At 64.6% G+C, this 24,634-nt stretch carries 20 protein-coding genes; 9 read left to right on the plus strand and 11 right to left on the minus strand.

All coding sequences use genetic code 11. The features are described 5' to 3' along the window. Positions 1-207: 207 nt before the first annotated feature. Entirely contained in the window at positions 208-2,646 is a 2,439-nt protein-coding gene (locus CFR71_RS02905; protein WP_110526815.1) for a helicase-related protein, read from the minus strand. Between the two features lie 287 nt (positions 2,647-2,933). Between CFR71_RS02905 and CFR71_RS02910 the strand changes: the two genes are divergently transcribed. Both CFR71_RS02910 and gorA read left to right on the plus strand, forming a co-directional pair. Then, the gene (locus CFR71_RS02910; RefSeq protein WP_110526817.1) at positions 2,934-3,812 is read left to right on the plus strand and encodes a ferredoxin--NADP reductase; all 879 of its coding nucleotides are present in this window, start codon (positions 2,934-2,936) and stop codon (positions 3,810-3,812) included. A gap of 170 nt (positions 3,813-3,982) precedes the next feature. Continuing rightward, positions 3,983-5,392, plus strand: coding sequence for a glutathione-disulfide reductase (gorA, locus tag CFR71_RS02915; RefSeq protein WP_110526819.1), 1,410 nt, complete (start codon positions 3,983-3,985; stop codon positions 5,390-5,392). Between the two features lie 99 nt (positions 5,393-5,491). Here the strand turns inward: gorA and CFR71_RS02920 are convergent, their stop codons facing one another. Then, a complete protein-coding gene (locus CFR71_RS02920) occupies positions 5,492-5,848 on the minus strand; it encodes a hypothetical protein (RefSeq protein ID WP_110526822.1) in 357 nt (118 codons plus the stop codon). Positions 5,849-6,183: 335 nt separating this feature from the next. Between CFR71_RS02920 and CFR71_RS02925 the strand changes: the two genes are divergently transcribed. The 4 genes from CFR71_RS02925 to gltX all read left to right on the plus strand — a co-directional run bounded on the left by CFR71_RS02925 (position 6,184) and on the right by gltX (position 10,712). Continuing rightward, positions 6,184-7,593: a class II 3-deoxy-7-phosphoheptulonate synthase gene (locus CFR71_RS02925; protein ID WP_110526824.1), complete on the plus strand. Its 1,410-nt coding sequence runs from the start codon at positions 6,184-6,186 to the stop codon at positions 7,591-7,593. Positions 7,594-7,645: 52 nt separating this feature from the next. Continuing rightward, positions 7,646-8,854: a beta/alpha barrel domain-containing protein gene (locus CFR71_RS02930; protein WP_239019226.1), complete on the plus strand. Its 1,209-nt coding sequence runs from the start codon at positions 7,646-7,648 to the stop codon at positions 8,852-8,854. Positions 8,855-8,935: 81 nt separating this feature from the next. Beyond that, on the plus strand, positions 8,936-9,304 hold the full coding sequence (locus CFR71_RS02935) for a hypothetical protein (protein ID WP_110527504.1): 369 nt from the start codon (positions 8,936-8,938) through the stop codon (positions 9,302-9,304). Positions 9,305-9,377: 73 nt separating this feature from the next. Continuing rightward, positions 9,378-10,712 (plus strand): glutamate--tRNA ligase, encoded by a 1,335-nt coding sequence (gene gltX, locus CFR71_RS02940; protein WP_110526826.1) that lies wholly within the window; start codon positions 9,378-9,380, stop codon positions 10,710-10,712. Positions 10,713-10,843: 131 nt separating this feature from the next. Here the strand turns inward: gltX and CFR71_RS02945 are convergent, their stop codons facing one another. The 4 genes from CFR71_RS02945 to rpsD form a co-directional block, all read right to left on the minus strand. Continuing rightward, complete coding sequence (locus CFR71_RS02945; protein WP_206057845.1) at positions 10,844-11,620, minus strand: RNA methyltransferase; 777 nt, start codon at positions 11,618-11,620, stop codon at positions 10,844-10,846. Next, positions 11,617-12,984: a cysteine--tRNA ligase gene (gene cysS, locus CFR71_RS02950; RefSeq protein WP_110526830.1), complete on the minus strand. Its 1,368-nt coding sequence runs from the start codon at positions 12,982-12,984 to the stop codon at positions 11,617-11,619. Before cysS ends, CFR71_RS02945 begins: the two co-directional genes overlap by 4 nt. Positions 12,985-13,062: 78 nt before the next feature. Then, complete coding sequence (locus tag CFR71_RS02955) at positions 13,063-14,652, minus strand: peptide chain release factor 3 (protein WP_408889218.1); 1,590 nt, start codon at positions 14,650-14,652, stop codon at positions 13,063-13,065. A 211-nt stretch (positions 14,653-14,863) separates the two neighbouring features. Then, on the minus strand, positions 14,864-15,481 hold the full coding sequence (gene rpsD, locus CFR71_RS02960) for a 30S ribosomal protein S4 (protein ID WP_110526832.1): 618 nt from the start codon (positions 15,479-15,481) through the stop codon (positions 14,864-14,866). 355 nt (positions 15,482-15,836) lie between these two features. Here rpsD and CFR71_RS02965 point away from each other — a divergent pair, with 355 nt between their 5' ends. Next, on the plus strand, positions 15,837-16,391 hold the full coding sequence (locus CFR71_RS02965; protein ID WP_110526834.1) for an HdeD family acid-resistance protein: 555 nt from the start codon (positions 15,837-15,839) through the stop codon (positions 16,389-16,391). Positions 16,392-16,534: 143 nt separating this feature from the next. Here the strand turns inward: CFR71_RS02965 and CFR71_RS02970 are convergent, their stop codons facing one another. After that, a complete protein-coding gene (locus CFR71_RS02970) occupies positions 16,535-17,305 on the minus strand; it encodes an NADPH-dependent F420 reductase (protein WP_110526836.1) in 771 nt (256 codons plus the stop codon). Between the two features lie 223 nt (positions 17,306-17,528). Between CFR71_RS02970 and CFR71_RS02975 the strand changes: the two genes are divergently transcribed. Further along, entirely contained in the window at positions 17,529-17,873 is a 345-nt protein-coding gene (locus CFR71_RS02975; RefSeq protein ID WP_110526839.1) for a hypothetical protein, read from the plus strand. A 187-nt stretch (positions 17,874-18,060) separates the two neighbouring features. Here the strand turns inward: CFR71_RS02975 and CFR71_RS02980 are convergent, their stop codons facing one another. The 4 genes from CFR71_RS02980 to alaS form a co-directional block, all read right to left on the minus strand. After that, positions 18,061-19,023 (minus strand): aldo/keto reductase, encoded by a 963-nt coding sequence (locus CFR71_RS02980; protein WP_110526841.1) that lies wholly within the window; start codon positions 19,021-19,023, stop codon positions 18,061-18,063. Between the two features lie 68 nt (positions 19,024-19,091). Continuing rightward, on the minus strand, positions 19,092-19,922 hold the full coding sequence (locus CFR71_RS02985) for an endonuclease/exonuclease/phosphatase family protein (RefSeq protein ID WP_110527510.1): 831 nt from the start codon (positions 19,920-19,922) through the stop codon (positions 19,092-19,094). Between the two features lie 122 nt (positions 19,923-20,044). Then, on the minus strand, positions 20,045-20,746 hold the full coding sequence (locus CFR71_RS02990; RefSeq protein WP_110526843.1) for a carbonic anhydrase: 702 nt from the start codon (positions 20,744-20,746) through the stop codon (positions 20,045-20,047). A 310-nt stretch (positions 20,747-21,056) separates the two neighbouring features. After that, entirely contained in the window at positions 21,057-23,708 is a 2,652-nt protein-coding gene (gene alaS, locus CFR71_RS02995) for an alanine--tRNA ligase (protein ID WP_110526845.1), read from the minus strand. Positions 23,709-23,871: 163 nt separating this feature from the next. On the opposite strand from alaS, the gene tenA reads away from it, so the two are divergent. After that, positions 23,872-24,585 carry a thiaminase II gene (tenA, locus tag CFR71_RS03000; RefSeq protein WP_207781318.1) on the plus strand — a complete coding sequence of 238 codons (714 nt, stop codon included), beginning with the start codon at positions 23,872-23,874 and terminating at the stop codon, positions 24,583-24,585. Positions 24,586-24,634 lie beyond the last annotated feature (49 nt).

The raw sequence follows: 24,634 nt of genomic DNA on the forward strand, positions 1-24,634 counted from the left end.
TGAAAGGGCTGTCCCTGTAATACACTGAAATTGTAAAAGTTTTTGGTGAAGCTTTTTGCAAAAAGCTTCGAAAGACGTCGCCTTTGCTGAAAAAAGGCGACACCCGCAAACCTCTGTCGTTTCTATCAGCAGATTATTTTCAGGTAGCCTTAACAAGCATCAGGATCCAGATGTTTCATGCCCGCAATGGCGCTGCGGGGGCAGGGGTCATTTCCTGCGTCGTGACCTGCCGCGTGGCCTGTCTTCGGCGCGCGGGCCGCGATCCGGGCGGTCATGGCCGCGCCGGCGCTGGGGCATCTGCGGCATTTCGGCGCGTGTGCGCGTGCTCTGCTGGCGCAGCACGTCCTCGATCCAGTCATTGAGGCGCGTGGTCGCGATTTCCGCGTTTTCGCGGTCGGGATAGGCATCGGGAAAGCGCAGGGCCAGCCATCGCCATGCCACCAGCCGCTTGTGCCGTTTTTCCGCGCGTTCCAGTTCGCTGCGCTCCGCCCGTTCGGCGGGGGGCAGGCGACCCGTGCCCGGTGGCGGCACGGGGTGTCCGGCCGCATGGTCGGCCGCCCATCCCACCAGGCGCTGTATGCCGTTGTCGCGGTCATCGACCGGGCACATCGCGTAAACCCAGCGCTGCGCCAGCGTCAGCCCTTCCACCCCTTCCAGCGCGGTCGCGATGGCAAAGGCCTGTTCCATGTTGGCAAGGCGGTAATTGGGATCGTCACGGCGCAGGACCGCCCGGCGGATGCGCACCAGCACGCCGAACAGGCTGTCGGATCCGATTTCGGCGGCGACGGCCTGCACGATGTCCGCGTCGGGCTGCACCTGCGGGCGCAGGTCGTCCTGCGGTTCGGGCGGGGCCGACAGCTTCGCATGGATGAAAGAGGGGCTGCCCACCCCCTCCAGCACCGCGACGACGCCCTTTTCATGCTTGCCGAAGCGTCCGGCGCGACCGCCGATCTGCTTGACCTCCTGCGCATTGAGGTCGCGTGTCTGCGTGCCGTCGAACTTGCGCAGGGCGGCAAAGACCACGCGGCGGATCGTCAGGTTCAGGCCCATGCCGATGGCGTCGGTCGCGATCAGGATATCGGCCTCCCCCCGGTTGAAACGCTGTGCTTCCGCGCGGCGGACCTCGGGGCTCAGCGCGCCATAGACGACGGCCACGCGCTTGCCATGCGCCAGCAGCAGCGCGCGCAGGTCCAGTACCTCGCGCCGGGAAAATGCGATCAGCGCGTCATGCGCCTGAAGGTCCTGTATGCGCACGGGCGAATCCGCGGCGACCAGCGGGCTCTTGCGCTCAAGGCGCACTTCGTCGATCGGGTCGCCGCACAGTTCGGCGATGCGGCGGACCATCGGGATGCAGTCTGGCGCGCCAAGGATGAACAGGTGCCGCGCGGGGGCGCCCATGATCGCCGCCGTCCATGCCGCCCCGCGGTCGGGATCGGTCAGCATCTGGGCCTCGTCAATGATGGCGACATCGACGGGATTGTTCAGCGGGCACATCTCCACCGTCGCGGCAAGGTGACGGCTGCCGGGGATGTCGATCCGTTCCTCCCCGGTGGCGAGCGAGGTCGGGACGCCGCGCGCCGTCAGGGATTCGCGGAATTCATGGGCCAGCAGGCGCAGCGGCGCCAGCGCCAGACCGCTTTCGGCGCGGGCCAGCGCGTCCAGCGCGGTATGGGACTTGCCGCTGTTGGTGGGGCCGGTGACCAGCGTGATGCGGCGTTTGAGCGCGCGCGCGGTGGTGAAATGCGCGGCATAGCGGTCAAGGGCGGCGACCTGCGCGATCACGGCGTTCCCCACCCGGCGGTCGCCCAGATCGGGGGCGGGCGGGGTGGCGCGTTCGGTCCGGTCCTGACGCCACAGCTGAACCTGCGGACGCAGGGCAATCAGTTCGGCGGGGTCGAATTCCCATCGCTCCTGCCCGTCCTTCTGCGGCACGCGGCGGGCCACCGGCAGCCGCTTTTCCGCGATCCAGCGCAGCGCCTCCCGGTGGGAGCAGCGCAGCAGGCCGGGGACTTCGGCAAAGGGGACGAGCTTCGTCTCCCACTCCCGCAGGCGCTGGACCTCTTCCTTGCGGCGGGCGCGGGCGGTCTGTTCGATTTCCTCGCGCCGGGTCCGGGTGCGCTGGTCGGCGTCCTCGACCTGGCGGGCGAAGGTGTCGGGGTCCGCGATGTCGAACGCGTCCGCCGCCGCAAGGGCCAGCGTGCGCAGTTCCGCGGGCGATAGCATGCGGCCGGTGCCGTCGAACAGGTCGGTGCGCACATTTTCCACCGCCGCCTGCGCGCTGTCGCCCTGATCGCGCAGGCGCGCGCGGACCACCGGGCGCAGGCTGGCCAGCAGGCGCGCGTCGTCGGGTTCGGGCACATCAATGGTTCCCGCCGCGGATTCGGCGTCCGCGCGGGTGATCCAGACCTGTCCCGCCCGACGGGTCAGGTCCATCAGGCGCGATCCCCACGGCTTGCGCCGCAGGGTGCACAGCGCCGCGCGGAACGTCGCGTCGTCGATATGCTCCGCGCCCGGCGGCAGAAGGCGCGCGATGATGCGTTCAAGCTTGGGCCGTTCGCGCGTTTCCACGTTCAGGCCCGTCGCCGCGATGGCGGCGTCCATGGCGATCAGGGCAGGGGCCGCGCGGGCGGGAAGATCAGAAGTCATGGCTCTATGTGCGTCATTCGCGGGCGTCCGACAATCACCCGCGCATGCGATATCGGGTGGAATCCGCGCGCGAAAGAAGGCGCGAAAGGGACCGAACTCACCTCCAGGCAGGCGATATGGGGCGCGTCAGACGCAATTCTGCTTCCTTTGGGGCGAATTATGCAGGTTTATGCTGGAATACAACGCGCCAGATGCCTAAACATTCCCGCCTTGGAAAAATTGTCGTCGGATACATATGACAGGGGTGCCTGTCATATGTCCGCGTCAGTCGGGAGAAGAAAGACCTTATGTCCGATACGTTGATCACGCCCGCCGCTGATGTCGTCCCGTCCGGGCTGGAGCCGGTGGCGGGTCAGCCGGGTGTTTTTCACCTTGCCCCGCCGGTCAAGGAATATGGCCACCTGAACGCGGAAACGGTGCTGACGGTCCATCACTGGACGGATCGCCTGTTCTCCTTCACCACGACGCGTGACCCCGCGCTCCGTTTCGAAAACGGGCAGTTCACGATGATCGGGATCGAGGTCGAGGGAAAGCCGCTCCTGCGTGCGTACAGCATCGCCAGCGCAAATTACGAGGACAACCTCGAATTCCTGTCCATCGCCGTGCCGGATGGTCCGCTGACCTCGCGCCTGCGTCACGTCAAGGTCGGGGACAAGGTGCTGATCGGGCGCAAGCCGGTGGGAACGCTGCTGCTGGACAACCTGCGTCCGGGCCGCAACCTGTATTTCCTGTCCACCGGCACCGGGCTGGCCCCGTTCATGAGCCTGATCAAGGATCCGGAATGCTATGAACGCTATGACCATGTCATCCTGAGCCATACGGTCCGCATTTCGGGTGAACTGGCCTATTCCAACCATATCCGCCACGAACTGCCGCACCATGAATTCCTGGGCGAGGACGTTTCGGGCAAGCTGCTGTACTATCCCGCCGTCACGCGTGAGCCGTTTGCCGTGACCGACCGCATCACCAAGCTGATCGAGACGGGCAAGATCTTCAAGGATCTGAACATTCCCGAACTGGATCCCGAACATGACCGCGTCATGATCTGCGGTTCGCCGGAAATGCTGGCCGATACGGAAAAGATGCTTCAGGATCGTGGCTTCGACGAAGGCAACAATTCGAAGCCGGGCGCCTATGTCGTTGAAAAGGCGTTTGCCGAGCGTTGATCGCGAAGGGACCGTCATCCGTCCGACGGTTATGCTTGTTGCGCGTATGTGGCATGCATGGGTCGGGTGGATGGCGGTCGCGGGATTCTGGCGCCCTGCCCGGACCGGGCGTCACGCCGGCAGGTGTTACGGCGTTCGCCCATCCGGCATGACAAGGTGCAGCAGTTTCCATGCCTTATGATTTCGATCTGTTTGTAATTGGCGCCGGTTCCGGCGGGGTGCGGTGCGCGCGCGTCGCCGCGTCGCATGGCGCGCGCGTCGCGGTGGCCGAAAGCAGCCACTGGGGCGGCACCTGCGTCAACCTTGGCTGCGTGCCCAAGAAACTGATGGTCCAGGCCAGCGAATATGGCAGGTGGGTCGAGGACAGCCATGGATTCGGCTGGGACACGCAGCCCGGCCACCATGACTGGGCCGCGCTGATTGCCGCCAAGGATCGCGAGATTTCGCGCCTGAACGATATCTATGTCTCCATGCTGGGAAATGCCGGCGTGAAACTGTTCACGGGGCATGCCCGCTTCGAGGATGCGCATACCCTGTCAATCGGGCCATCGCCCCTTGATCCCGATGCCGCGCCGCGCCGCATCACCGCGCAGCGGATCGTGATCGCGGTGGGGTCAACGCCCTTCGTGCCGGATATTCCGGGCATTGAACATGCCATCACCTCGGACCAGGCCTTTCACCTGCCGGAACGTCCCGAACGGGTCTGCATCGTGGGGGGCGGGTATATCGGGGTCGAATTCGCGGGGATTTTCGCGGGCCTTGGTTCGTCCGTGGATCTTGTCTACCGCCCCCACCAGCCCCTGCGCGGGTTTGACGCCGATATCCGCAGCGCCCTGCATGAAGCGATCGACCTGCGGGGCATCCGCCAGCATCGCGGCAATACCCCCACCGCCATCACGCGAAGGGGCGAGCGTGACTTTGCCGTCACCCTCAGCCATGGGGAGCCGATCGAAACGGACTGCGTCTTTTTCGCCACCGGGCGACGCCCCAAGGTCGCGGAACTCGGCCTTGAACAGGCCGGGGTCAGGACGGTCGCGGGCGGCAGGATCGAGGTGAACCGCCACAGCCAGACCTCGGTGGAGGGGATCTATGCCATCGGGGATGTGACCAACCGCCTCAACCTGACGCCGGTCGCCATTGCGGAAGGCCACATCCTTGCGGATTACCTGTTTGCCGATCACATCCGCGAATGGTCGTTCGCCACCACGCCCAAGGCCGTCTTCTTCTCCCCGCCCGTCTCCAGCGTCGGCCTGACGGAAGAGGAAGCCGCCCGGCAGGGGGCGGTTGACATCTATCTCAGCCGTTTCCGTCCCATGCGCAACACGCTGGGCGGCAGCCCGCAGCGCACGGTGATGAAACTGGTGGTCGATCAGGAAAGCCAGAAGGTGCTGGGTGCGCATATGCTGGGCGATGACGCGCCGGAAATCATGCAGGGGCTGGCCATCGCCGTGACCGCCGGCCTGACCAAGCAGGACTGGGACCGCACGATCGGGATTCATCCCACTTCGGCGGAGGAGTTCGTGACCATGCGCACCCGTACGCGCGAAACGCCCCGTACGCCCCCCGGAAAAGGCGCGTAAGGAGCATCTTCCCCGGCGGGTGCCATTGCACGGCCGGGGGCGGAAAAATCCGGTATCGTTTTCCCGTATCCTGCGGAACGGGGATCAGGACACGATGTCCTAGCGCGGGGCCACCCAGCCATTGCCGGTGGAGTCGCCCAGCTGCCCGTCGCCATTGATGCCGCTGGACTGATAGGACGAGCCAAAGCGCGACAGGTCGGTGCCCGTTACGGAATCGCGATGGACATGTTCGGCGTGATCGGGGTCGGGACCATGGTTCAGTTCCATGGACGGCGCATCCTGATAGCCCGGCGGCAGGCGGTTGCGCTGCCCATGGACGGTCATGCGGTCGTCACTGTTGTCAGAACCGGAATCCTGATCGGAATTGCCCGGGGGAGGGGCGGCGTTGGCGCTGATGCTGAACAGGCACAGCCCGGCGGCCAGTGCTGTCATGAGTTTTCCACGCGACATGAGCATGGTTCGGTTTCCTTCCGCTTGCAGCCCGTTACAATGCCAAGTCCTGCCACGCGGGGTAAGGCGCATGACAGCAGGCCATCCATGTTGATGTGTCATATGCAACGAACCGGGCGAGAATGCGACCGGGCATGACATCTTGTTACGTGAATGTGGCGATCGGGCAACGCCGCGCGGGTCATATAATAACAGGGAATATGCCTTTTGCATCACAAGATGCTTTGCCAAGGGTGGGTTTTTCGACATAAAGGCAACCCCCTTGCCGGCAGAGGGCCGGATGATCCCTTTCCGGCCGGCGGGAAAAGATTGTTTCGACCAGAGGATACAGGAAACGACCAATGAGTGTGACGCACACCAAGAACAGCACCGCGCGGCAGAACTGGACGCCCGGAAGCTGGCGGTCGTTTCCGATCCGGCAGATGCCGTCCTATCCCGATCCCGTCGCGCTGGAGGCGGTGGAGGCGCGCCTGCGCCGCTATCCCCCGCTGGTGTTCGCGGGCGAGGCGCGACGCCTGAAATCCCATCTGGCGCAGGCGGCGCGGGGCGGGGCCTTCGTCCTGCAGGGGGGCGCGTGCGCCGAAAGCTTCAGCGAGTTCACGGCCGATATCGTGCGCGATACCTTCCGCGTGCTGCTGCAGATGGCGGTGGTCCTGACATTCGGGGCCAAGGTTCCGGTCATCAAGCTCGGCCGTATGGCCGGGCAGTACGCAAAGCCGCGCTCCTCCGACAACGAGACGCGCGATGGCGTGACGCTGCCGTCCTATCGCGGGGACAACATCAACGGCTCCGCCTTTACGGCCGAATCGCGCATTCCCGACCCGGCCCGCATGGAGACCGGCTATTTCCAGTCGGCCGGCACCATGAACCTGCTGCGCGCGTTCGCGAGCGGCGGCTATGCCAACCTGCACGAGGTGCATCGCTGGAACCTTGGCTTCGTCGAACGCTCCCCCCTGGCGCAGCGTTACGGGCAGCTTGCCGAACGCATTGGCGAGACGCTGGATTTCATGGCCGCGTGCGGGCTTACGACCGCAACCACGCCCCAGCTGGACGAGACGGAGTTCTATACCTCGCACGAGGCGCTGCTGCTGGGGTATGAGCAGGCGCTGACGCGCATCGATTCGACCTCGGGCGAATGGTATGACTGCTCGGCGCATTTCGTATGGATCGGGGACCGGACGCGCCAGCCCGACGGCGCGCATGTGGAATTCCTGCGCGGCGTGCGCAACCCGATCGGGATCAAGGTCGGCCCGACGACGACGATCGGCGATCTCGAACACCTGCTCGATATCCTCAACCCCACGGACGAAGCGGGGCGCATCTCGCTCATTTCGCGCATGGGGGCGGGCAAGGTGCATGACCACCTGCCGCAGCTGCTGCGCAAGGTGCAGGCGACGGGACGCACGGTCACATGGCTGTGCGATCCCATGCATGGCAATACCAGTTCGACGGCGAATGGGGTAAAGACCCGCTCGTTCGACGCCATCCTGGGGGAAATCAAGGGCTTTTTCGATGTGTTCGAGGCAGAGGGCGGCGTGCCCGGCGGCGTGCATTTCGAAATGACGGGCCAGAATGTCACGGAATGCACCGGCGGGGCGCAATGCCTGACCGAAGATGACCTGGGCGAGCGGTACGAGACATTCTGCGATCCGCGCCTGAATGCCGAGCAGTCGCTGGAAATGGCGTTCCTGCTGTCGGAAGAGCTGAAGACGCGCATGAACAGGGTGCGCGCCGCCGAAGGCGAAAAGTAAAAGCCATGCGTGCCGCGCGGCATCCGCCATCGTGGCAGTGACGGAGGGGAACATGTCCATTCCCGGCGGGGACACATCATCGGGGCAGGCCGCGGCAGCCCCGCTGTCGTCCTGCGACGTGCCGGATGACGCGACGATCAGGGCGCGCACCGATGCCTATTTCAACCGCACGCGCGACATCGTCACCCATTTCGGGGACTGCACCGTCACCTATGCGCTGTTCCTGCGCCGTCCGGTCGTTTCCGCCCCACGGCTGATGGTCGATTGGCTGGAGCGCGTGGCCCGGGCGCGCGGGATGGAGGTGACGTGCGAGGTCATGTTCCCCGAGGGGACATGGGTCGGCGCGGGGGAACCGCTGGTCTATGTCACGGGGTCGTTCGCGCGGCTTGCGGATCTGGAAACGCTGCTCCTGCAGCAGCTGGGGCCGGTGTGCGTCGCCGCGCATAATGCCTACCAGATGGCGCTGGCGCTTCCGAACGTGCGTTTCATGGCGATGGAGGCGCGGCACTGCGCCGGGTATGAAATGCAGGTCCAGATGGCCTATGGCGCATCGGTCGGCAGCCGCGCCGCGCAGGCCGAGGGCGCATTGGGGTTCATCGGGGGCGCCAACGATGCCACCGCGCCGTATTTCGATACCGCCTTCGGGCTTGGCACGATGCCGCATGCCCTGATCGGGTATGCCGGATCGACCCTGCGCGCGGCGGAGATGTTCCATGAGGTCTATCCCGACTCCGACCTGGTCGTGCTGGTGGATTATTTCGGCCGGGAACTGACGGACGGGCTGGAGGTGTGCCGCCGTTTTCCCGACCTTGCGGCGGCGGGACGGCTCAGCCTGCGGCTTGATACCCATGGTGGCCGTTTTCTGGAGGGGCTGGACCCGCAGGGATCCTATGCCGCACTGGAACGCAACACGCCGGGTACGATCCGCCGCTATCGCTCGGACAGGGAACTGCGCTATCTTGTAGGGACGGGCGTGTCGGCCGCCGCCATCTGGCGCATGCGCGAGGTGCTGGATGCCGCGGGCTTCCCGCATGTGCGCATTGTCGCCTCTTCCGGATTCAGCGTGGAAAAATGCCTGACCATGGCGGATGCCCACGCGCCGGTGGACGTCATCGGCACGGGATCGTTCATTCCCGACCACTGGTCCGAAACCTATGCCACCGCGGACATTGTTGCCTATGACGGGGAACCGCGGGTAAAGGTCGGACGGGAATTCCTGCTGCGTCATGCGCATGGGCGCGATACGGCGCGTCCTTCCTGACCCGGCGGCCCCGGGGATGTCGCGCAGATCGTGACGTCCTTTCCCGTGGGCTCGCCCTTCATTCCAACGAAAGGCCGGATCGTGTCGGAAACTCTATTTGCTCCCGAAGGGGGCTGGCGTGTGCGTATCATCGACCTGTCCGGTGGCGCGGAAGACAATATCGTGGAGGAGATCGGCGGCTTTCCCGACCTGATCCACGCCAACGCCTTCGCCCGCGCCTATGTCCGCGACAGCATCGAACGCTGCCGCAGCGCCGGACTGTCGCCCAAGGAAGTGCTGCAGGCGTGGTTCGCCTATGGCGAGGATGCGGAGGTGCTGGAATCCGGGGAAAATGGCTGGCGTTCAGCCAACGAACTGGATGATTTCGCCGCCCATCGCGCATCGGAAATGGAACGCGACTGGCGTGCGCTCGACCCGCGCCGTGCGGACGACGAGGACGAGGTGGAGTGACCCCATCCGGATGGGCGTCGGATGACGCATCTGGTGACTGGTTTTTCTGGCGCGATCACCGCATAAAGGGCGCATGAAACTCCGTTTTGCGCCCAGTCCGACCGGACTGATCCATGTTGGCAACGCCCGGCAGGCGATCGCCAACGCCCTGTATGCCCGCCATTATGGCGGCCGGTTCCTTCTGCGTATCGACGATACGGACGTGGCCCGTTCAAAGGAGGAATACGTCACGGCATTGCAGGCGGACCTGCAATGGCTGGGCATCGAATGGGACGAATTCGTGCGCCAGTCGGACCGGCTGGACCGCTATGCGCTGGCGATGGAACACCTCAAGTCCACCGGACGGCTGTATCCGTGTTTCGAGAGCGAGCAGGAGCTTGCCTCCAAGCGCGAGGCACGGATTCGCGCGCGCAAGCCGCCGATCTATGACCGCGCCATGCTGAAACTGACACCGCAGCAGCGCGCGCAGGCCGAAGCCAACGGCAAGGTGCCTTACTGGCGTTTCCGCCTGTCGGACCGCACGGTGCGCTGGGACGACATGGTCATGGGCGAAAGCCGGGTCAAGCTGACGGCGATTTCGGATCCCGTGCTGGTGCGTGCTGACGGGACGGTGCTGTACACGCTGGCCTCCGTCGTTGATGATATCGAAACCGGCATCACCCACGTCGTGCGTGGCGAGGATCACCTGACCAATACCGGCGTGCAGATCGACATCGCCACGGCGCTGGGCGCGGCACCGGATCGTTTCCGATTCGCGCATCTGCCGCTCCTGCTTGATGAAGGGGGTGGCAAGCTGTCGAAGCGTTTCGATGGGCTGTCGCTGCGCTCCCTGCGGCAGGACGGGATCGAACCGACCGCCATCGTCTCCTACCTCGCGCGGCTGGGCAGCGCGGACGACCCCGAACCCATGTCCTTTGCCGACCAGGCGGCGGCTTACGATCTGTCGCGTGTCTCGCGCTCCGCCGCGCGGTTCGACATGCGTCAGCTGCTGGGCCTGAACCGTCGCATCATGCACACCATGTCGTTCGAGGAGGTGCGCCCGCGCCTGCCCGAGGGCGCGACGGAGGCCTTCTGGCTGGCGGTGCGCGGCAATGTGGACATGATCGGCGAGCTGCGTCACTGGTGGGACGTGGTGGCCGGGTCCATTGTCCCCCCCGTCATGGAGGCGCAGGACCGTGACTACCTGCTCAGGGCCGTGGACCTGCTGCCTGCGGAGCCGTGGAATGCCGAGACGTGGAAATCCTGGACCACCGCCCTGAAGGAGGCAACGGGACGCACGGGCAAGGCCCTGTTCCATCCCCTGCGCCTTGCCCTGACGGGCGAGGAAAAGGGGCCGGAGATGCGCGACCTGCTGCCGCTGATGGGATATGACCGCGTGGCCGGGCGCCTGCGGATCGCGGCGCGGTAGAAGGGGAAGGCATCAGGAAAAAGTTTCTGGGTGCCGCCTTTTTTCAAAAATGCGGCGTCTTTCGAAGCTTTTTGAAAAAAGCTTCACCAAAAACTTTTATTACTTTTCAATAGGTTATTCACGGCAGCCACTTACTGCTGCCGTGCCTTGCGCCCGCGCGCCAGTTCGGTCACCACGCCGTGGAGGGTGCGCAGTTCCTGTTCCGTCACCTCGCCGCGCAGGAAGAAATGGCGCAGGTTGCGTACCATGCCGGGGCGCTTCTGCTCGTTACGCAGGAATCCGCATTCATCAAGGTCACCGATCAGGTGGCGCATGAAATTGTCCAGCTCCCCCTTGGTCGCGACATGGGTTTCGTTGGTCATCAGGGTGCGCGGCGGGGTCGTGTCTTCGGTCATCCACCATTCATAGGCCATGATCATCACGGCCTGCGCCAGGTTGAGCGACATGAACGCGGGATTGAGGGGATAGCGGATCAGCGCATCGGCGCGGGCCATGTCCTCGTTATCCAGTCCCGCGCGTTCCGGTCCGAACAGCAGCCCTGTGCGCAGTCCCCGTTGCGATATGGCACGCAGTTCGGCCGCCCCGCCCCGCGCGGTCATGACCGGCTTGACGATATGGCGTGGACGCGGACAGGTGGCAAAGACATGGTGCAGGTCGGCCACCGCGTCATCGACCGTTTCATGTACGGTCGCGGATTCAAGGATGCGGTCCGCCCCCGATGCCGCCCGCCATGCCCGCTCCTGCGGCCAGCCGTCGCGTGGCGCGACAAGGCGCATGTGAAACAGGCCGCCATTGGCCATCGCGCGCGCGGTGGTGCCGATATTTTCGGCCATCTGCGGGCGGACAAGGATGACAACCGGACTGTTGCCGATGGGGCCGATATCCGCCCCGCCATCACGTCCGGTCATGCCTTCCTCCATGTCGTACCGGATGGCCCATCCTCCAGCACGATGCCCTGTTGCGCCAGTTCCTCGCGGATGGCGTCGGCGCGGGCGAAATCACGCGCCCTGCGTGCCGCCAGCCGTTCATCGATCAGGGCCTGTATCTCTTTTTCGTCAACGTTCGCATCGCTGCGGAACCATACGTCGGGCGTGCTGCCCAGCAGCCCGATCAGCCGTCCGGAGGCATGAAGTTCCCGTGCCGCCTGCACGTCCCCCGCCAGCGCCCGATCGGCCATCGCATGCATTTCCGCCAGCGCGCGGGGGGTATTGAGGTCGTCGCACAAAGCCTGCACGAAGCCCAAGGGCGGGGGCGTGTCCGCCGCATCGCCATCGGGCAGCGTCTCCAGCGCGCGATAGAACCGGTCGAGCGTCTGGCGCGCGTCATCCAGCCCGTCGCGCGTGAAGTTCAGGACGGAGCGGTACTGCGCGCGCAGCAGCAGAAGGCGCAGCGCCTCTGCCGGGGTATCGCGCAGCACGTCGCGCACGGTCAGGAAGTTGCCGAGGGATTTCGACATCTTCTCCCCATCCACCAGCAGCATCGCGTTATGCACCCAGTGGTTGGCGAAACGTCCGTGCGGATGGCAGCACATGCTCTGCGCGCGTTCATTCTCATGATGGGGGAACAGCAGGTCCGACCCGCCGCCATGGATGTCGAAGCTTTCGCCAAGGTAGTGATACGACATGGCCGAACATTCGATATGCCAGCCCGGGCGTCCCCGGCCCCATGGGCTGTCCCATCCCGGCGTGTCCGCGTCGGAGGGCTTCCACAGCACGAAATCGCCCGGCGCGCGCTTGTAATCCGCGACCTCCACCCGTGCGCCGGCCATCAGCTCATCCGCGCTGCGGCCCGACAGTTCACCGTAATCGGGATAGTCCGCGACGGAGAACAGGACATGGCCCCCCGCCTCATACGCGTGGCCATTGTCGATCAGTTCGCGGATCATGCGCTGCATCTGCTCGATATGGTGGGTGGCGCGGGGTTCGATGTCGGGTGGCAGGATGGCGACGGCGGCAAGGTCTTCGTGGAAATCACGGATGGTCCGCGCCGTCAGGGCGGAAATCGGTTCGTTGTTTTCGCGCGCGCGGGCGTTGATCTTGTCATCCACGTCCGTGATGTTGCGGACATAGGTGACGCGCGGATACAGGTGGCGCAGCAGGCGCACCAGCACGTCCGCCGTGACCATCGCGCGCAGGTTGCCGATATGCGCAAGGTCATAGACGGTCGGCCCGCAGTAATAGACACGGACATTTTCAGGGTCGAGCGGCGTGAACGCAACCGTCTTGCGGCTTTTGCTGTCATGCAGGCTCAGGCGGGGCATTGTGTCGGACATGATGCGCCTAGATGCGCCAGACAGCGGGCCTGACGCAATACTCTTGTGGGGTGGAAAACGGGACGGTGGTGCGCGGCCTCAGCCGATTTCCTGCCCGATCTGCTTGATGTCGTGGAAGGCAAGCTCGGGCTGGCCTTCCGCCGTGCGCCGCATCATGAACGCGGAGGAGGCGAGGAAGACCGGATCGCCATCGATATCATCGGCCATGGCGCTGCGGTTGACGCTGCAGAACGTCTCCAGCCGGTCGCGCGGGCCGGTGACCCAGCGGGCAAGGTTGTAGGGCGTCGATTCGAAGCCGATCGACACGCCGTATTCCCCCTTCAGCCGGGACTGCAGCACATCCAGCTGCAGCGTGCCGACCACACCGACGATCGGGGGGGAACCGTCCTGCGGGCGGAACAGCTGCACCACCCCTTCCTCGGCCAGTTCGGTCAGGGCCTGGCGCAGCTTCTTGGCCTTCATCGCGTCATCAAGGCGCACGCGGCGCAGGATTTCAGGCGCGAAGTAGGGCACGCCGGTAAAGCGCAGGTCCTCGCCTTCCGTCAGGGTATCGCCAATGCGCAGGGTGCCGTGGTTGGGGATGCCCACCACGTCGCCGGCAAAGGCTTCCTCGGCCAGCTGCCGGTCGCGCGCGAAGAAGAACTGTGGCGTGTGCAGGGCGAACTGCTTGCCGATGCGCACATGCTTGAGGCGCATGCCGCGCTGCAGCTTGCCCGAACAGATGCGCGCGAACGCCATGCGGTCGCGGTGGTTGGGGTCCATGTTCGCCTGGATCTTGAACACCAGCGCGGTCATCGCTTCCTCGTCCGCGTGGACGTTGCGGGTTTCGGTCGCCTGGTCGCGTGGCGGCGGCCCGAACGACGCCAGCGCGTCGAGCAGGTCGGTCACGCCGATTTCCTTCATCGCGCTGCCGAAGAACACGGGGGTAAGGTGGCCCGCGTTGAAGCTTTCGCGGTCGAATTCCGGCAGCGCCGCCTGCGCCAGTTCCAGCTCTTCAGCCAGCTGGATCATGCGCGGGTCCGACTGCTCCAGCTTTTCGGTCGTGTGCAGCTCGCGGCGGTACAGGTCATAGGTGCCGACGAATTTCGCCGCCCGTCCCACCGGCCATGTCGCGGGCGAGGTATCGAGCGCCAGCGAGGACGAGATTTCGTCAAGCAGCGCGAACGGGTCCTGCGCCTCGCGGTCCATCTTGTTGATGAAGGTGACGATGGGAATGTCGCGCAGGCGGCAGATCTCGAACAGTTTGCGCGTGCGCGCCTCGATCCCCTTGGCCGCGTCGATCACCATCACCGCCGCGTCCACCGCCGTCAGCGTGCGGTAGGTGTCTTCGGAAAAGTCCTCATGGCCCGGCGTGTCGAGCAGGTTGAAGATGCAGTCGCCATATTCGAACGTCATGACCGAGGTCACGACCGAAATGCCGCGATCGCGCTCGATCCCCATCCAGTCCGAACGCGTGCGCCGCCGTTCGCCCTTGGCCCGCACGTTGCCCGCCATCTGGATCGCGCCGCCCGCGCGCAGGATGCGTTCGGTCAGCGTGGTCTTGCCCGCGTCGGGGTGGGAGATGATGGCGAATGTCCGCCGCCGTGCGATTTCGTGCGCGATGGTGCCGGGCGCGGCAGGCGTGGTGGCGTCGGACGTGGTGTCGGTGTCGGGGGCAGCGGCGTTCATGTGCATATACCTTCGTGCGTCGCGCCATGCGACGGCACGACAGGGGCGCGCGCCACACGGGCGCGCACGGCGGGCCACAGGATACCGGGGCAGGGCATGGCGGGCCAGCATGTCGTGGGCCGCGAAGAAACGGGACCCCACAAACACGTACGCCGGACGTGGAGGCAATGCCCCACGCCCGGCGCCATGACAGCCCGGTTCCGGGTGTGGATCAGCGAGAGTAGAATTCGATGACCAGGTTCGGTTCCATCTGGACCGGATACGGAACGTCCGACAGCTTTGCCGTGCGCAGGAAGGTGCCCTTCATCTGGCGATGGTCGACTTCCATGTATTCCGGCACGTCGCGTTCACCGCTCTGCGCCGCGTCGAGCACGATCGCCAGCTGCTTGGACTTTTCGCGCACTTCGATCACGTCGCCATCACGCACCAGATAGGACGGGATGTTGACCTTGCGGCCGTTGACCATGACGTGGCCGTGGCTGATGAACTGACGCGCGGCGAAGGGGGTGATCGCGAATTTCATGCGATAGACCACCGCGTCCAGGCGGCGTTCCAGCAGGTCGATCAGGTTTTCGGACGTATCGCCCTTGCGACGGACGGCTTCGTCATAATACTTGCGGAACTGCTTTTCGCCGATGTTGCCGTAATAGCCCTTGAGCTTCTGCTTCGCCATCAGCTGGATGGAGAAGTCCGACGGCTTCTGCTTGCGGCGCTGGCCATGCTGGCCGGGGCCGTATTCGCGCTTGTTGACCGGGGACTTCGCGCGGCCCCACAGGTTGACGCCAAGGCGGCGGTTGATCTTGTACTTGCTCTCAAGGCGCTTGCTCATTGCGCGCTCTCTTTCTTCGTCTGCATGGCGCGATGTCTGGCATGGGCCATGAACACCGCGTCATGGTGTGGCACCGGTAGGTCCTGTTCCCCATGAACAGGACGGGCGCGTCCCGCATTAACCGGCGCCGGGGGAGCAATCACCCCTTCATCACATGGCGCCAGCCGGTCCGTCCGCGTTCCCGGCAGTCGGGCGCGTATAGGGGTACGGGCTGTCAATGTCAATTCCCGTGCGGCCCCGTCCCGTCAAAACCCGGTATCGCCCTGTGGGGTTGCCTGTTATGTTTCAGCTTTCCTGCCCCCGTGAGGGACGGGGCATCCGCATGATGCGTACAGCAAGTTGAGGGATTTTCACGATGGACACGCCATTTACGCAGCGCTGGGGCCTGTTTGCCGGTCTGGGCGTGGTGCTGGTTCTGCTGGGGTTCGTGGCGTGGGTCGATGCCATCACGGTCACGATGGCCAGCACGATCCTGCTGGGCCTCCTGCTGTTCCTTGGCGGCACGGTGCAGCTTGTGCATGCCTTTGTCGTGCGGGGATGGGGCGGACGGCTGATGTCGATCCTTGGCGGCGCGCTCTATATCCTTGGCGGCACGCTGATGATGGAGGAACCAGCCACCGGCTCCATGGTCATCACCATCTTCCTGTCGGCCTGTCTTGTCGTCTCGGGTATCGGGCGCATCATCATGGCGATCCAGCAGCGCGGGCTGAGCGGATGGTGGATGATCCTGATGGGGGGTGTCATCAGCCTTCTGGTCGGCGTGGTCCTGTACATTACGCTGCCCTGGTCGGGACTGTGGCTGATCGGGACGTTCATCGCGGTGGAACTGATCGCGGCGGGAATCGGCTGGATCCAGTTCGGGCTGGCCCTGCGTCAGGCCGCCTATCTTCCGCCGGGCACGGACCTGTAAGCAGTGCCGGATTTCCGGGCCGGTGGCGCGTGATCACCGACCCGGCAGATGGTTCAGACCCCGCCGGCTACCTGCCGGACGGGGCTTTTTTTATGGATGCCCTGAAATGACCGGTCCCGTGCGACCGGCAGGCAATGCGGGGCCTATCCGTTTCCGCTTCCGCCGGAAGCCGATTGCGTATCGGGCGGCAGATTGAGCATCCTGCGCAGGTTGGCCGCCGTGGTCGCGGCCTCGAACGCCGCGCCGCCGGGCTGGAATTCCCCCGCGAGGGCAAGGGGGCCGACGATCACCGGATCAAGGCCCGCATCCCATACCAGCCCCTGCGCCACCTGAAGTGCCGCGCGTGAATCCCCCGCCAGCGGGATGCCCAGGCGGGGTGGCTTGCGCCATGCCTGCGCGGCGATGGTGGTCATGTCCTCGGAATTGAGGCCACGGACCACCGCGCTGTCGGGGAACAGGTCGCGCGTGGTGATGCCCGCCCCCTGTTTCATCGCCACCCGCGCGATCTTCCCGTCGCGCCATGAATAGGGATTGGTGGCGTCGAGTATGACCTTGTCCGCGGCATAGCCGCCCAGCGCATGCGCCAGTTGCGGCAGGGCGCCATAAGGCACGGCCAGCACGATGACATCGCCAAAGCGCGCGGCCTCGGGCGGTGTTCCCGCCCGGGCCAGCGGAAACATCTCCCGCGCCAGGCGTTTGGGGCCTTCCATGTCGCGGGCGGAAAACATGACCTGGTGCCCCGCATGCGTCCATAGCCGGCCCAGGGTTTCGCCCACATGGCCCGAGCCGATCATCCCGATGCGCAGCGGCGTGGTGGCGCGGGCACCGTGGGGACGGATCGCGCGGGACAGCAGGGCGGCCGTCCCGATGAACGTTCCAAGGGCCATGCGGCGGGTCAGCGGACGAAAAGACATCGGGGCCTGATACCTGATCCTGTTATGTGGGGACGCAGGCCATGGGCAATGGCCTGACGGGGCGATGCGCCCGGATGTGTGGCGGGGAGTATGCGATGCCCCCGGCTGCTTTGAAATGAAAAAATCATGCCCTTGCGGACGGGGGATGCGGTTGGTGCTTTGACGGTGGTGGGATATATTGCATCACGTCATTTGATGATTCATGCCCGCAGGAGAGACGCAGATGCCCGACGCCGACAGTCATGCGGATCATCCCCTGTCCGCTCATCCCCAGTCCGTTGCCGCCGATATCGCACAGGGACAGGCGGCCTCGACGGATGTTCCAGACCCCGGCCCCGTGCCGGGTGCCCAGCCACTGGCCCCGGAAACGCGCGATGCCGCGGGCGACGCCGCTGACGCCGCCGCGGCCATGACGACAGGCGCGACGGTGGGGGCCGGGGTCGCCACCGCGCCGGAACTCATGCCGATCAAGGAACTGCTGCAGCTGATGGGCGCGATCATCTTCGTGATGGTTCTTCTGGCGATCGGATGGACCGCCGCCCACGCATCCGGCATCTGGCCGGAATAGGCCGGGCCGTAACGGGGAAGGCAGGCCTTTCACCCTGGCGGGTTTTCCGCAACCGGGATGGTAGATCAAATAATATACTGAAATCATAGAAGTTTTTTGGTGAAGCTTTTTGCAAAAAGCTTCGAAAGGTGCTGCCTTTCTGAAAAAAGGCAGCACCCAAAAACTCCAGCTGTTTTCAAACGCTCTTTCAGGCCGGCGGCGTTTCCCCGAGCAGGGCTTCCAGCGCCCTGAAGTCCCCGGGCGGGAGTGGACGTGCCACCGCGACATTCCCGCTGACCTGGCCCGGGCTGGTCGCGCCGGCGATGACGGAGCCGACGATATCGTGCGACAGCAGCCAGCCGAAGGCGAGTTCGGTGAGGCCCAGCCCACGCTCTTTGGCGAAATGCTCCAGCTTCTGCAGCAATGCCCAGTTGGCGTCTGTCAGGTAGCGTTCGCGCAGGTAGGTCCATGCCGCCAGCCGGCTGCCGGCGGGGGGCGGGACGTCGCGGCGGTATTTTCCCGTCAGGATGCCGCTTGCCAGCGGGAAATAGGGAAGCAGCCCCAGCCCGAAATGCCGCATCGCCGGGATCAGGTCGCGGTGGATGCCCCGCGCCAGAAGGGAGAGTTCGTCCTGACAGCTGATGAAGCCGCTGACGCCTGCCGCGCGCGCCGTGTGCTGCGCATCGGCGACCTGCCATGCGGGCAGGTTGGAACAGCCCGCGTAAAGGATCTTTCCCGCGCGGACCAGATCGTCCAGCGCGCGCAGCGTTTCTTCGATCGGGGTATCGGGATCGGGGGCGTGGAGTTGGTACAGGTCGATGTAATCCGTGCGCAGGCGGCGCAGGCTGTCCTCCACCGCGCGGCGGATATACTGGCGTGACGCGCCCTGCAACCGGCCATCGGGGTCCATCCGCATGCCAAATTTCGTCGCCAGCACGATATCGCGCCGACGCGGGCCAAGGATCGCGCCCAGCGCCTCTTCCGAGGCACCGGCATAAGCATCGCGGCGGCCATAGACATCGGCGACATCAAACAGCGTGATCCCGCAATCCAGCGCCTGATGCACGACCGCGCGGGAGGTTTCAAGGTCGATGCGTCCGCCCAGATTGTTGCAGCCCAGCCCGATGGCCGAAACCCGCAGGCCGGATCGGCCCAGATGACGCATCTGCATGCAATGTCCTTTCCATGAAACGATGCCAGCCAGAACGATGCCAGCCGGAAATGCTGTCCGCCACCGGGTTATGGCATGTCCAGCCCGATGGAAACCGGGCAGTGGTCCGACAGGCGCGACCGCAGGGCAGGATCGCGTTCCTGATAAGGCATGACGCGCAGGCTGCCGGGACGCAGCCATTGCCGCGCCCGGTCGCCCAGGATGATGTGGTCGATGAAATATTCGCCGCCCCAGCAGGGACTTGCCATTCCCACGGTCGGCACCGTCAACGGCCCATTGCCATCCAGCATGCTCAGCATGGGATCGCCCGTGCCCAGCATGTGGTTGAAATCGCCCAGCACGGCGAAAGGTTCGCCTTCGTCCTGCCGTTCCATGATCCAGTCGGTCAGGATGGCGACCTGCCGGTACAGCGTGCGGCAGGCCGGACGCCGGTCCCCGGCCGTGCCGTCGCGACATCCCGCCTTCAGGTGTACGACCAGCAGGCGCAGGGTGGCATGCCCGTCGTCGATCGTGACATCCAGCCCGCCGCGCAGGTGGCGCGGGGCATCGGGGGGATAGACATCCAGCGCGTCGAGGTCCGGATTGCGGGTTACATTCAGCCCGGCCCGCACGGCAAGGGCGGTTTTCTGTACCACGCCGTCATGGGACATGAGGATGCGGTATCGTGGCGCGGGGAAAAGGCGCGCCGCGAGTTCGGGCGTGTCGATTTCCTCCAGCGCCACGATATCGGGATGCAGGCGCGCGGCATAACGTGCCAGCCGGTCAATGTCGGTAATGTCGCGGGGATGCACGTCGGGGGGAAGGGCGGGATCACCCGTCCTGCGTTGCGTCAGCCAGTCGAGGTTCCACGTGGATAGGCGCAGCGTCGTGGCGCCCGCCGTAATGGCGTGCCCTGTCATGCATCCCGCCAGCAGCGCCGTAATCAGCAGAGATGGGAACGGACGCGGCAGGACGGACATAATATGCCCGACCTTACCGCGTCCGCCGCCATCAGGCAGCATGGAAATGACGGAAGGCGGGATCAGGCCGGCTGTGCCGCCTGCGTGTCTGCCTGAGCCGTGACGGCGCGCAGTTTCTCTATCGCGTCATGGACGCTGATGAAATGCCGTGCCGCCTCGTCAAGGATCACGACCTCCCCGCTGGGAATGTCATAGAACCAGCCCTGAAGCGTAAGCGTATTGCGCGCCAGCCCCGCCGCGACGGCGGGATGCGTGCGCAGGTGCGAGATCTGGAGCAGGACATTCTGTTCCGCCAGGCTGCGGACCGAGGCCGGACCCGCGTCTGAGACTTCGAGCACGGCGCGCGCCGCTTCGGCATTGCGCAGCCATGAGGCCACGGTGGGCATCTTCGCCAGCTTTGACGGATCGGGATCCAGCAGCGCCTTCATCGCGCCGCAGTCCGAATGGCCGCAGACAATGATGTGCGAAACCTTAAGCGCGAGGACCGCGTATTCGATGGCCGACGAAACACCGCCCAGCATTTCGCCATAGGCGGGGACGATATTGCCGATGTTGCGCAGGACAAACAGCTCACCCGGCTTCGTCTGGGTGATCAGCCCCGGATTCACGCGGCTGTCGGCGCAGGCGATGAACAGGGTGCCGGGGGACTGCTGGTCCGCGAGGCTGGCGAACAGCTCACGGTTCTTGGGGAAGACCTCGGTATTGAAACGTTCCACGCCATGCAGAAGGTCAATCAGGGTTTCGCGGGCATTCGTATCGGTCATGTCGGCACTCCTGTCACGTTATGTCCGGAATGGTAACACTCAATCATGAACGGGGTCCTGATATGAAGTGTCTGTCTGTTTCCTAGACATTTTAATGTCCGAAGTAAATAAGCGTTCCATTGCGAAGTGATCTGGAAATACTATGTTAATGTAGTTAAAAAATGTTCATATATCCGAAGGATTTTTTCAATAAAGGAGAATTCGTTTGGATGTATAGTATTTAATAATTCATCCGCTGGACAAAACGTAAAAAAGGCGGGGCCATGTGGCCCCGCCTTTTGCATTCCTCCTCGACAGGCGCTGTGTCCCGTCAGTTTTCCAGCATTTTGGGCAGGGCCGCGCGGATCGCGTCCAGGGCCGCCTGCGCCTTGCCCACCTCCGGGCCGCCGGCCTGCGCCATGTCGCGACGTCCGCCGCCGCCCTTGCCACCCATGGCGGCACTCGCCAGCCGCACCAGCGCCACGGCGTCGACCTTTTCGGCCTGATCCGTGGTGACGGCGACGACAATGCTGCCCTTGCCATCGGCGGTGGAGACAAGCGCGACAACGCCGGAGCCGATTTCCTTGCGCAGGGAATCCGCCAGTGGCTTGAGCTCCTTGGGCGGAAGATCGCCCACATTGCGCCCGACGAAGCTTGTTCCCGCCACGTGCTCGACCTTTGGCGTGCCATCGCCGCCCGCCGCCAGCTTGCGCTGCAGGTCGGAAAGCTGGCGTTCCATCACCTTGCGTTCCTCCAGCAGCACGGCAAGGCGCTCTGGCGCTTCGGCGGGGGTGACGCGCATCATTGCGGCCATCTGCACCAGACGCTGTTCCGTGGTGACGGCGGCTGTTTCGGCGGCCTTGCCCGTGACGGCCTCGATCCGGCGCACGCCCGCGGACACCCCGTTTTCGGAGGTGATGCGGAACAGGCCGATATCGCCGGTGCGGCGCACATGCGTGCCGCCACACAGTTCGATCGACCATGCCGGGCGTCCCTCCTCCGGCGCGCCCATGGACACGACGCGCACCTCATCGCCGTATTTTTCCCCGAACAGGGCCATGGCGCCCTGCTCGATGGCTTCCTCGGGCGTCATGTGGCGGGTCGTGACTTCGCTGTTTTCACGGATGCGGGCATTCACCTCCGCCTCGATATCGGCCAGTTCCTCCGGCGTGATCGGGCGTGGCTGGCTGACGTCAAAGCGCAGGCGGTCAGGGGCGTTCAGGCTGCCCTTCTGCGTGACATGCGCGCCAAGGCGACGGCGCAGGGCCTCATGCAGCAGGTGAGTGGCGGAATGGTGCGCGCGGATCGCGCTGCGCCGTTCATGATCCACCCGCGCGGTGACGGCGTCGCCGGGATGGACCGTGCCCTTGATGACGGTGCCGGTATGCACCAGCAGGTCGCCAAGTTTCTTCTGGGTATCGGTGACGGCGATTTCGAGGCCGGCCGCGGTAATCGTTCCGGTATCGCCCACCTGTCCGCCGCTTTCGCCATAAAAGGGCGTCTGGTTCAGCAGGATCTGCACCTTTGTGCCGGGGCCGGCCGACTCCACGCTGATGCCATCGACGATGACGGCCTGGACCTCGGCGTCGGAGATCTCGGTCGTGTAGCCAAGGAATTCCGACGCGCCGAACCTGTCGCGTGCCTCGAACCAGATGGTTTCGGTGGCGCTGTCGCCCGATCCGCTCCATGCCGCGCGGGCGCGCTGGCGCTGGACGTTCATCGCTTCGTCAAAGCCCGCGACGTCCACTGTGTGATTGCTGTTGCGCAGCGCGTCCTGCGTCAGGTCCAGCGGGAAACCGAACGTGTCATACAGCTTGAACGCCACCGCGCCGGGCAGGGGCGCGCCTTCGGCCAGGTGCGCCGTCTCGTCCTCCAGCAGGGCGAGGCCGCGCTCCAGCATCGCCTTGAAACGTTCCTCCTCGCCACGCATCGTCTCCTCGATCAGGGCGCGGGCCTGCACCAGTTCGGGATAGGCCCCCCCCATCTGGCGGATCAGCGCGGGAACCAGCTTGTAGAAGGTGGGTTCCGTCGTGCCCATCATGTGCAGGTGGCGCATGGCGCGGCGCATGATGCGGCGCAGGACATATCCGCGCCCTTCCTTGGACGGCAGGACGCCATCGGCGATCAGGAAGGAGGTGGAGCGCAGATGGTCCGCCACGACGCGATGGCTGGCGTTGAACGGGCCGTCCGGGTCCTGTCCCGTGACCTCGGCAGAGGCAAGGATCAGCGCGCGGAACGTGTCGATGTCATAATTGTCGCGCTTGCCCTGCAGGATCGCGGCAAAGCGTTCCAGTCCCAGCCCGGTATCGATCGACGGACGGGGCAGGGGGGAGCGCACGCCCGGCGGGTTTTCGAAATACTGCATGAACACGAGGTTCCAGATCTCGGTAAACCGGTCGCCATCCTCATCGGCGGAGCCGGGGGGGCCGCCCGCGACCTCCGGGCCGTGGTCGTAGAAGATTTCGGAACACGGTCCGCAGGGACCGGTATCGCCCATGCGCCAGAAATTGTCCGTGGTGGGAATCCGGATGATCCGGCTGTCGGGCAGGCCCGCGATCTTGCGCCACAGGGCGGCGGCTTCCTCGTCCTCGGAATAGACGGTGGTCAGCAGCCGGTCCTTGGGCAGGCCGAACGTGCCGGTCACCAGTTTCCACGCCAGTTCGATGGCTTCGGCCTTGAAATAATCGCCGAAGGAGAAATTCCCCATCATTTCGAAGAATGTATGGTGCCGCGCAGTATAGCCGACATTATCGAGGTCGTTATGCTTTCCGCCCGCGCGCACGACTTTCTGCGCCGTGGTCGCGCGGGAATAGGGACGCGTTTCCTGGCCGGTAAAGACATTCTTGAACTGGACCATGCCCGCATTGGTGAACAGCAACGTCGGATCGTTGTTGGGAACCAGTGACGAGGATGGAACGATCTGGTGTCCGTTCGCGGCGAAATAGTCCAGAAATGTGGCGCGAATGTCATTTGTTGTTGGCATGGCGGAAAACAGACGATCCTGTGGTGAAAGAAATGGCGATCTCGGTTCCCTTCACCTAGCGCAGGCGGAACGTCACAGGAAGGGTACACATGATCCGGTCCGTCACATGATGTCGTGTGGCGGAATCGTCAACACTATGTAGCCCTGTATGAAGACAAGGAAAATGGACATGGCATGGCATGCACAACGCGACTGGCCCATTCTGGAATCGGGACTGGCGGGACGGTTGCGCCGTGACTGCATGGAGGACTGGACGCGCTTCATCCATCATCCCTTTGTAAAGGGACTGGCGAGCGGAACATTGCCGCCCGAAACATTCCAGCGTTTCCTGATCCAGGATTATCTGTACCTGATCCAGTACACCCGCGCCTGCGCCCTGTCGGTTCATAAATCGACGACGGTGGCGGACATGCGCGAGGCGGCGGCCCTTGTCTCGGGCATCCTTGATAAGGAACTTCCCCTGCATGTCGGGTACTGCAAGGGATGGGGCATTGACGAGGACATGCTGCGCAAGGCCCCGGAATCGCTGCAGCTGATGGCCTATAGCCGTTTCATCCTTGACCGGGCGCAGACGGGGGACCTGCTTGACCTGCTGGTGACGCTGGCGCCGTGCATGGTCGGGTATGGCGAAATCGGCGCACGCCTGCATGCCGATCCCGCGACCCGGCGGGAGGGCAATCCCTACTGGTCATGGATCGCGCTGTATGGCGGTGATGAATTCACCACCCTGGTGGAAGATGGAATCCGGCGGCTCGACAGGATCGGGCAGCAATATGGGGCGGATGCCCGCTATCCCATGCTGAAGGCGGAGTTCAGCACCGCAACCCGGCTGGAAGCGGCATTCTGGGATGCCGGAAGCGAATTCCCGCTTTCCTGAATGGCCAAGAAAAAAGGGAGTGCCGAGGCACTCCCTTTTCGTGACGTCA

It is taken from the genome of Novacetimonas pomaceti (assembly GCF_003207955.1).
GTDB lineage: Bacteria > Pseudomonadota > Alphaproteobacteria > Acetobacterales > Acetobacteraceae > Novacetimonas > Novacetimonas pomaceti.

Bases quoted from the DNA above. Each gene is read 5' to 3' on its own strand.
- CFR71_RS02905 (WP_110526815.1), bottom strand. From the start codon at position 2,646: ATGACTTCTGATCTTCCCGCCCGCGCGGCCCCTGCCCTGATCGCCATG.
- CFR71_RS02910 (WP_110526817.1), top strand. From the start codon at position 2,934: ATGTCCGATACGTTGATCACGCCCGCCGCTGATGTCGTCCCGTCCGGG.
- gorA (WP_110526819.1), top strand. From the start codon at position 3,983: ATGCCTTATGATTTCGATCTGTTTGTAATTGGCGCCGGTTCCGGCGGG.
- CFR71_RS02920 (WP_110526822.1), bottom strand. From the start codon at position 5,848: ATGCTCATGTCGCGTGGAAAACTCATGACAGCACTGGCCGCCGGGCTG.
- CFR71_RS02925 (WP_110526824.1), top strand. From the start codon at position 6,184: ATGAGTGTGACGCACACCAAGAACAGCACCGCGCGGCAGAACTGGACG.
- CFR71_RS02930 (WP_239019226.1), top strand. From the start codon at position 7,646: ATGTCCATTCCCGGCGGGGACACATCATCGGGGCAGGCCGCGGCAGCC.
- gltX (WP_110526826.1), top strand. From the start codon at position 9,378: ATGAAACTCCGTTTTGCGCCCAGTCCGACCGGACTGATCCATGTTGGC.
- CFR71_RS02945 (WP_206057845.1), bottom strand. From the start codon at position 11,620: ATGACCGGACGTGATGGCGGGGCGGATATCGGCCCCATCGGCAACAGT.
- cysS (WP_110526830.1), bottom strand. From the start codon at position 12,984: ATGTCCGACACAATGCCCCGCCTGAGCCTGCATGACAGCAAAAGCCGC.
- CFR71_RS02955 (WP_408889218.1), bottom strand. From the start codon at position 14,652: ATGAACGCCGCTGCCCCCGACACCGACACCACGTCCGACGCCACCACG.
- rpsD (WP_110526832.1), bottom strand. From the start codon at position 15,481: ATGAGCAAGCGCCTTGAGAGCAAGTACAAGATCAACCGCCGCCTTGGC.
- CFR71_RS02965 (WP_110526834.1), top strand. From the start codon at position 15,837: ATGGACACGCCATTTACGCAGCGCTGGGGCCTGTTTGCCGGTCTGGGC.
- CFR71_RS02970 (WP_110526836.1), bottom strand. From the start codon at position 17,305: ATGTCTTTTCGTCCGCTGACCCGCCGCATGGCCCTTGGAACGTTCATC.
- CFR71_RS02975 (WP_110526839.1), top strand. From the start codon at position 17,529: ATGCCCGACGCCGACAGTCATGCGGATCATCCCCTGTCCGCTCATCCC.
- CFR71_RS02980 (WP_110526841.1), bottom strand. From the start codon at position 19,023: ATGCAGATGCGTCATCTGGGCCGATCCGGCCTGCGGGTTTCGGCCATC.
- CFR71_RS02985 (WP_110527510.1), bottom strand. From the start codon at position 19,922: ATGACAGGGCACGCCATTACGGCGGGCGCCACGACGCTGCGCCTATCC.
- CFR71_RS02990 (WP_110526843.1), bottom strand. From the start codon at position 20,746: ATGACCGATACGAATGCCCGCGAAACCCTGATTGACCTTCTGCATGGC.
- alaS (WP_110526845.1), bottom strand. From the start codon at position 23,708: ATGCCAACAACAAATGACATTCGCGCCACATTTCTGGACTATTTCGCC.
- tenA (WP_207781318.1), top strand. From the start codon at position 23,872: ATGGACATGGCATGGCATGCACAACGCGACTGGCCCATTCTGGAATCG.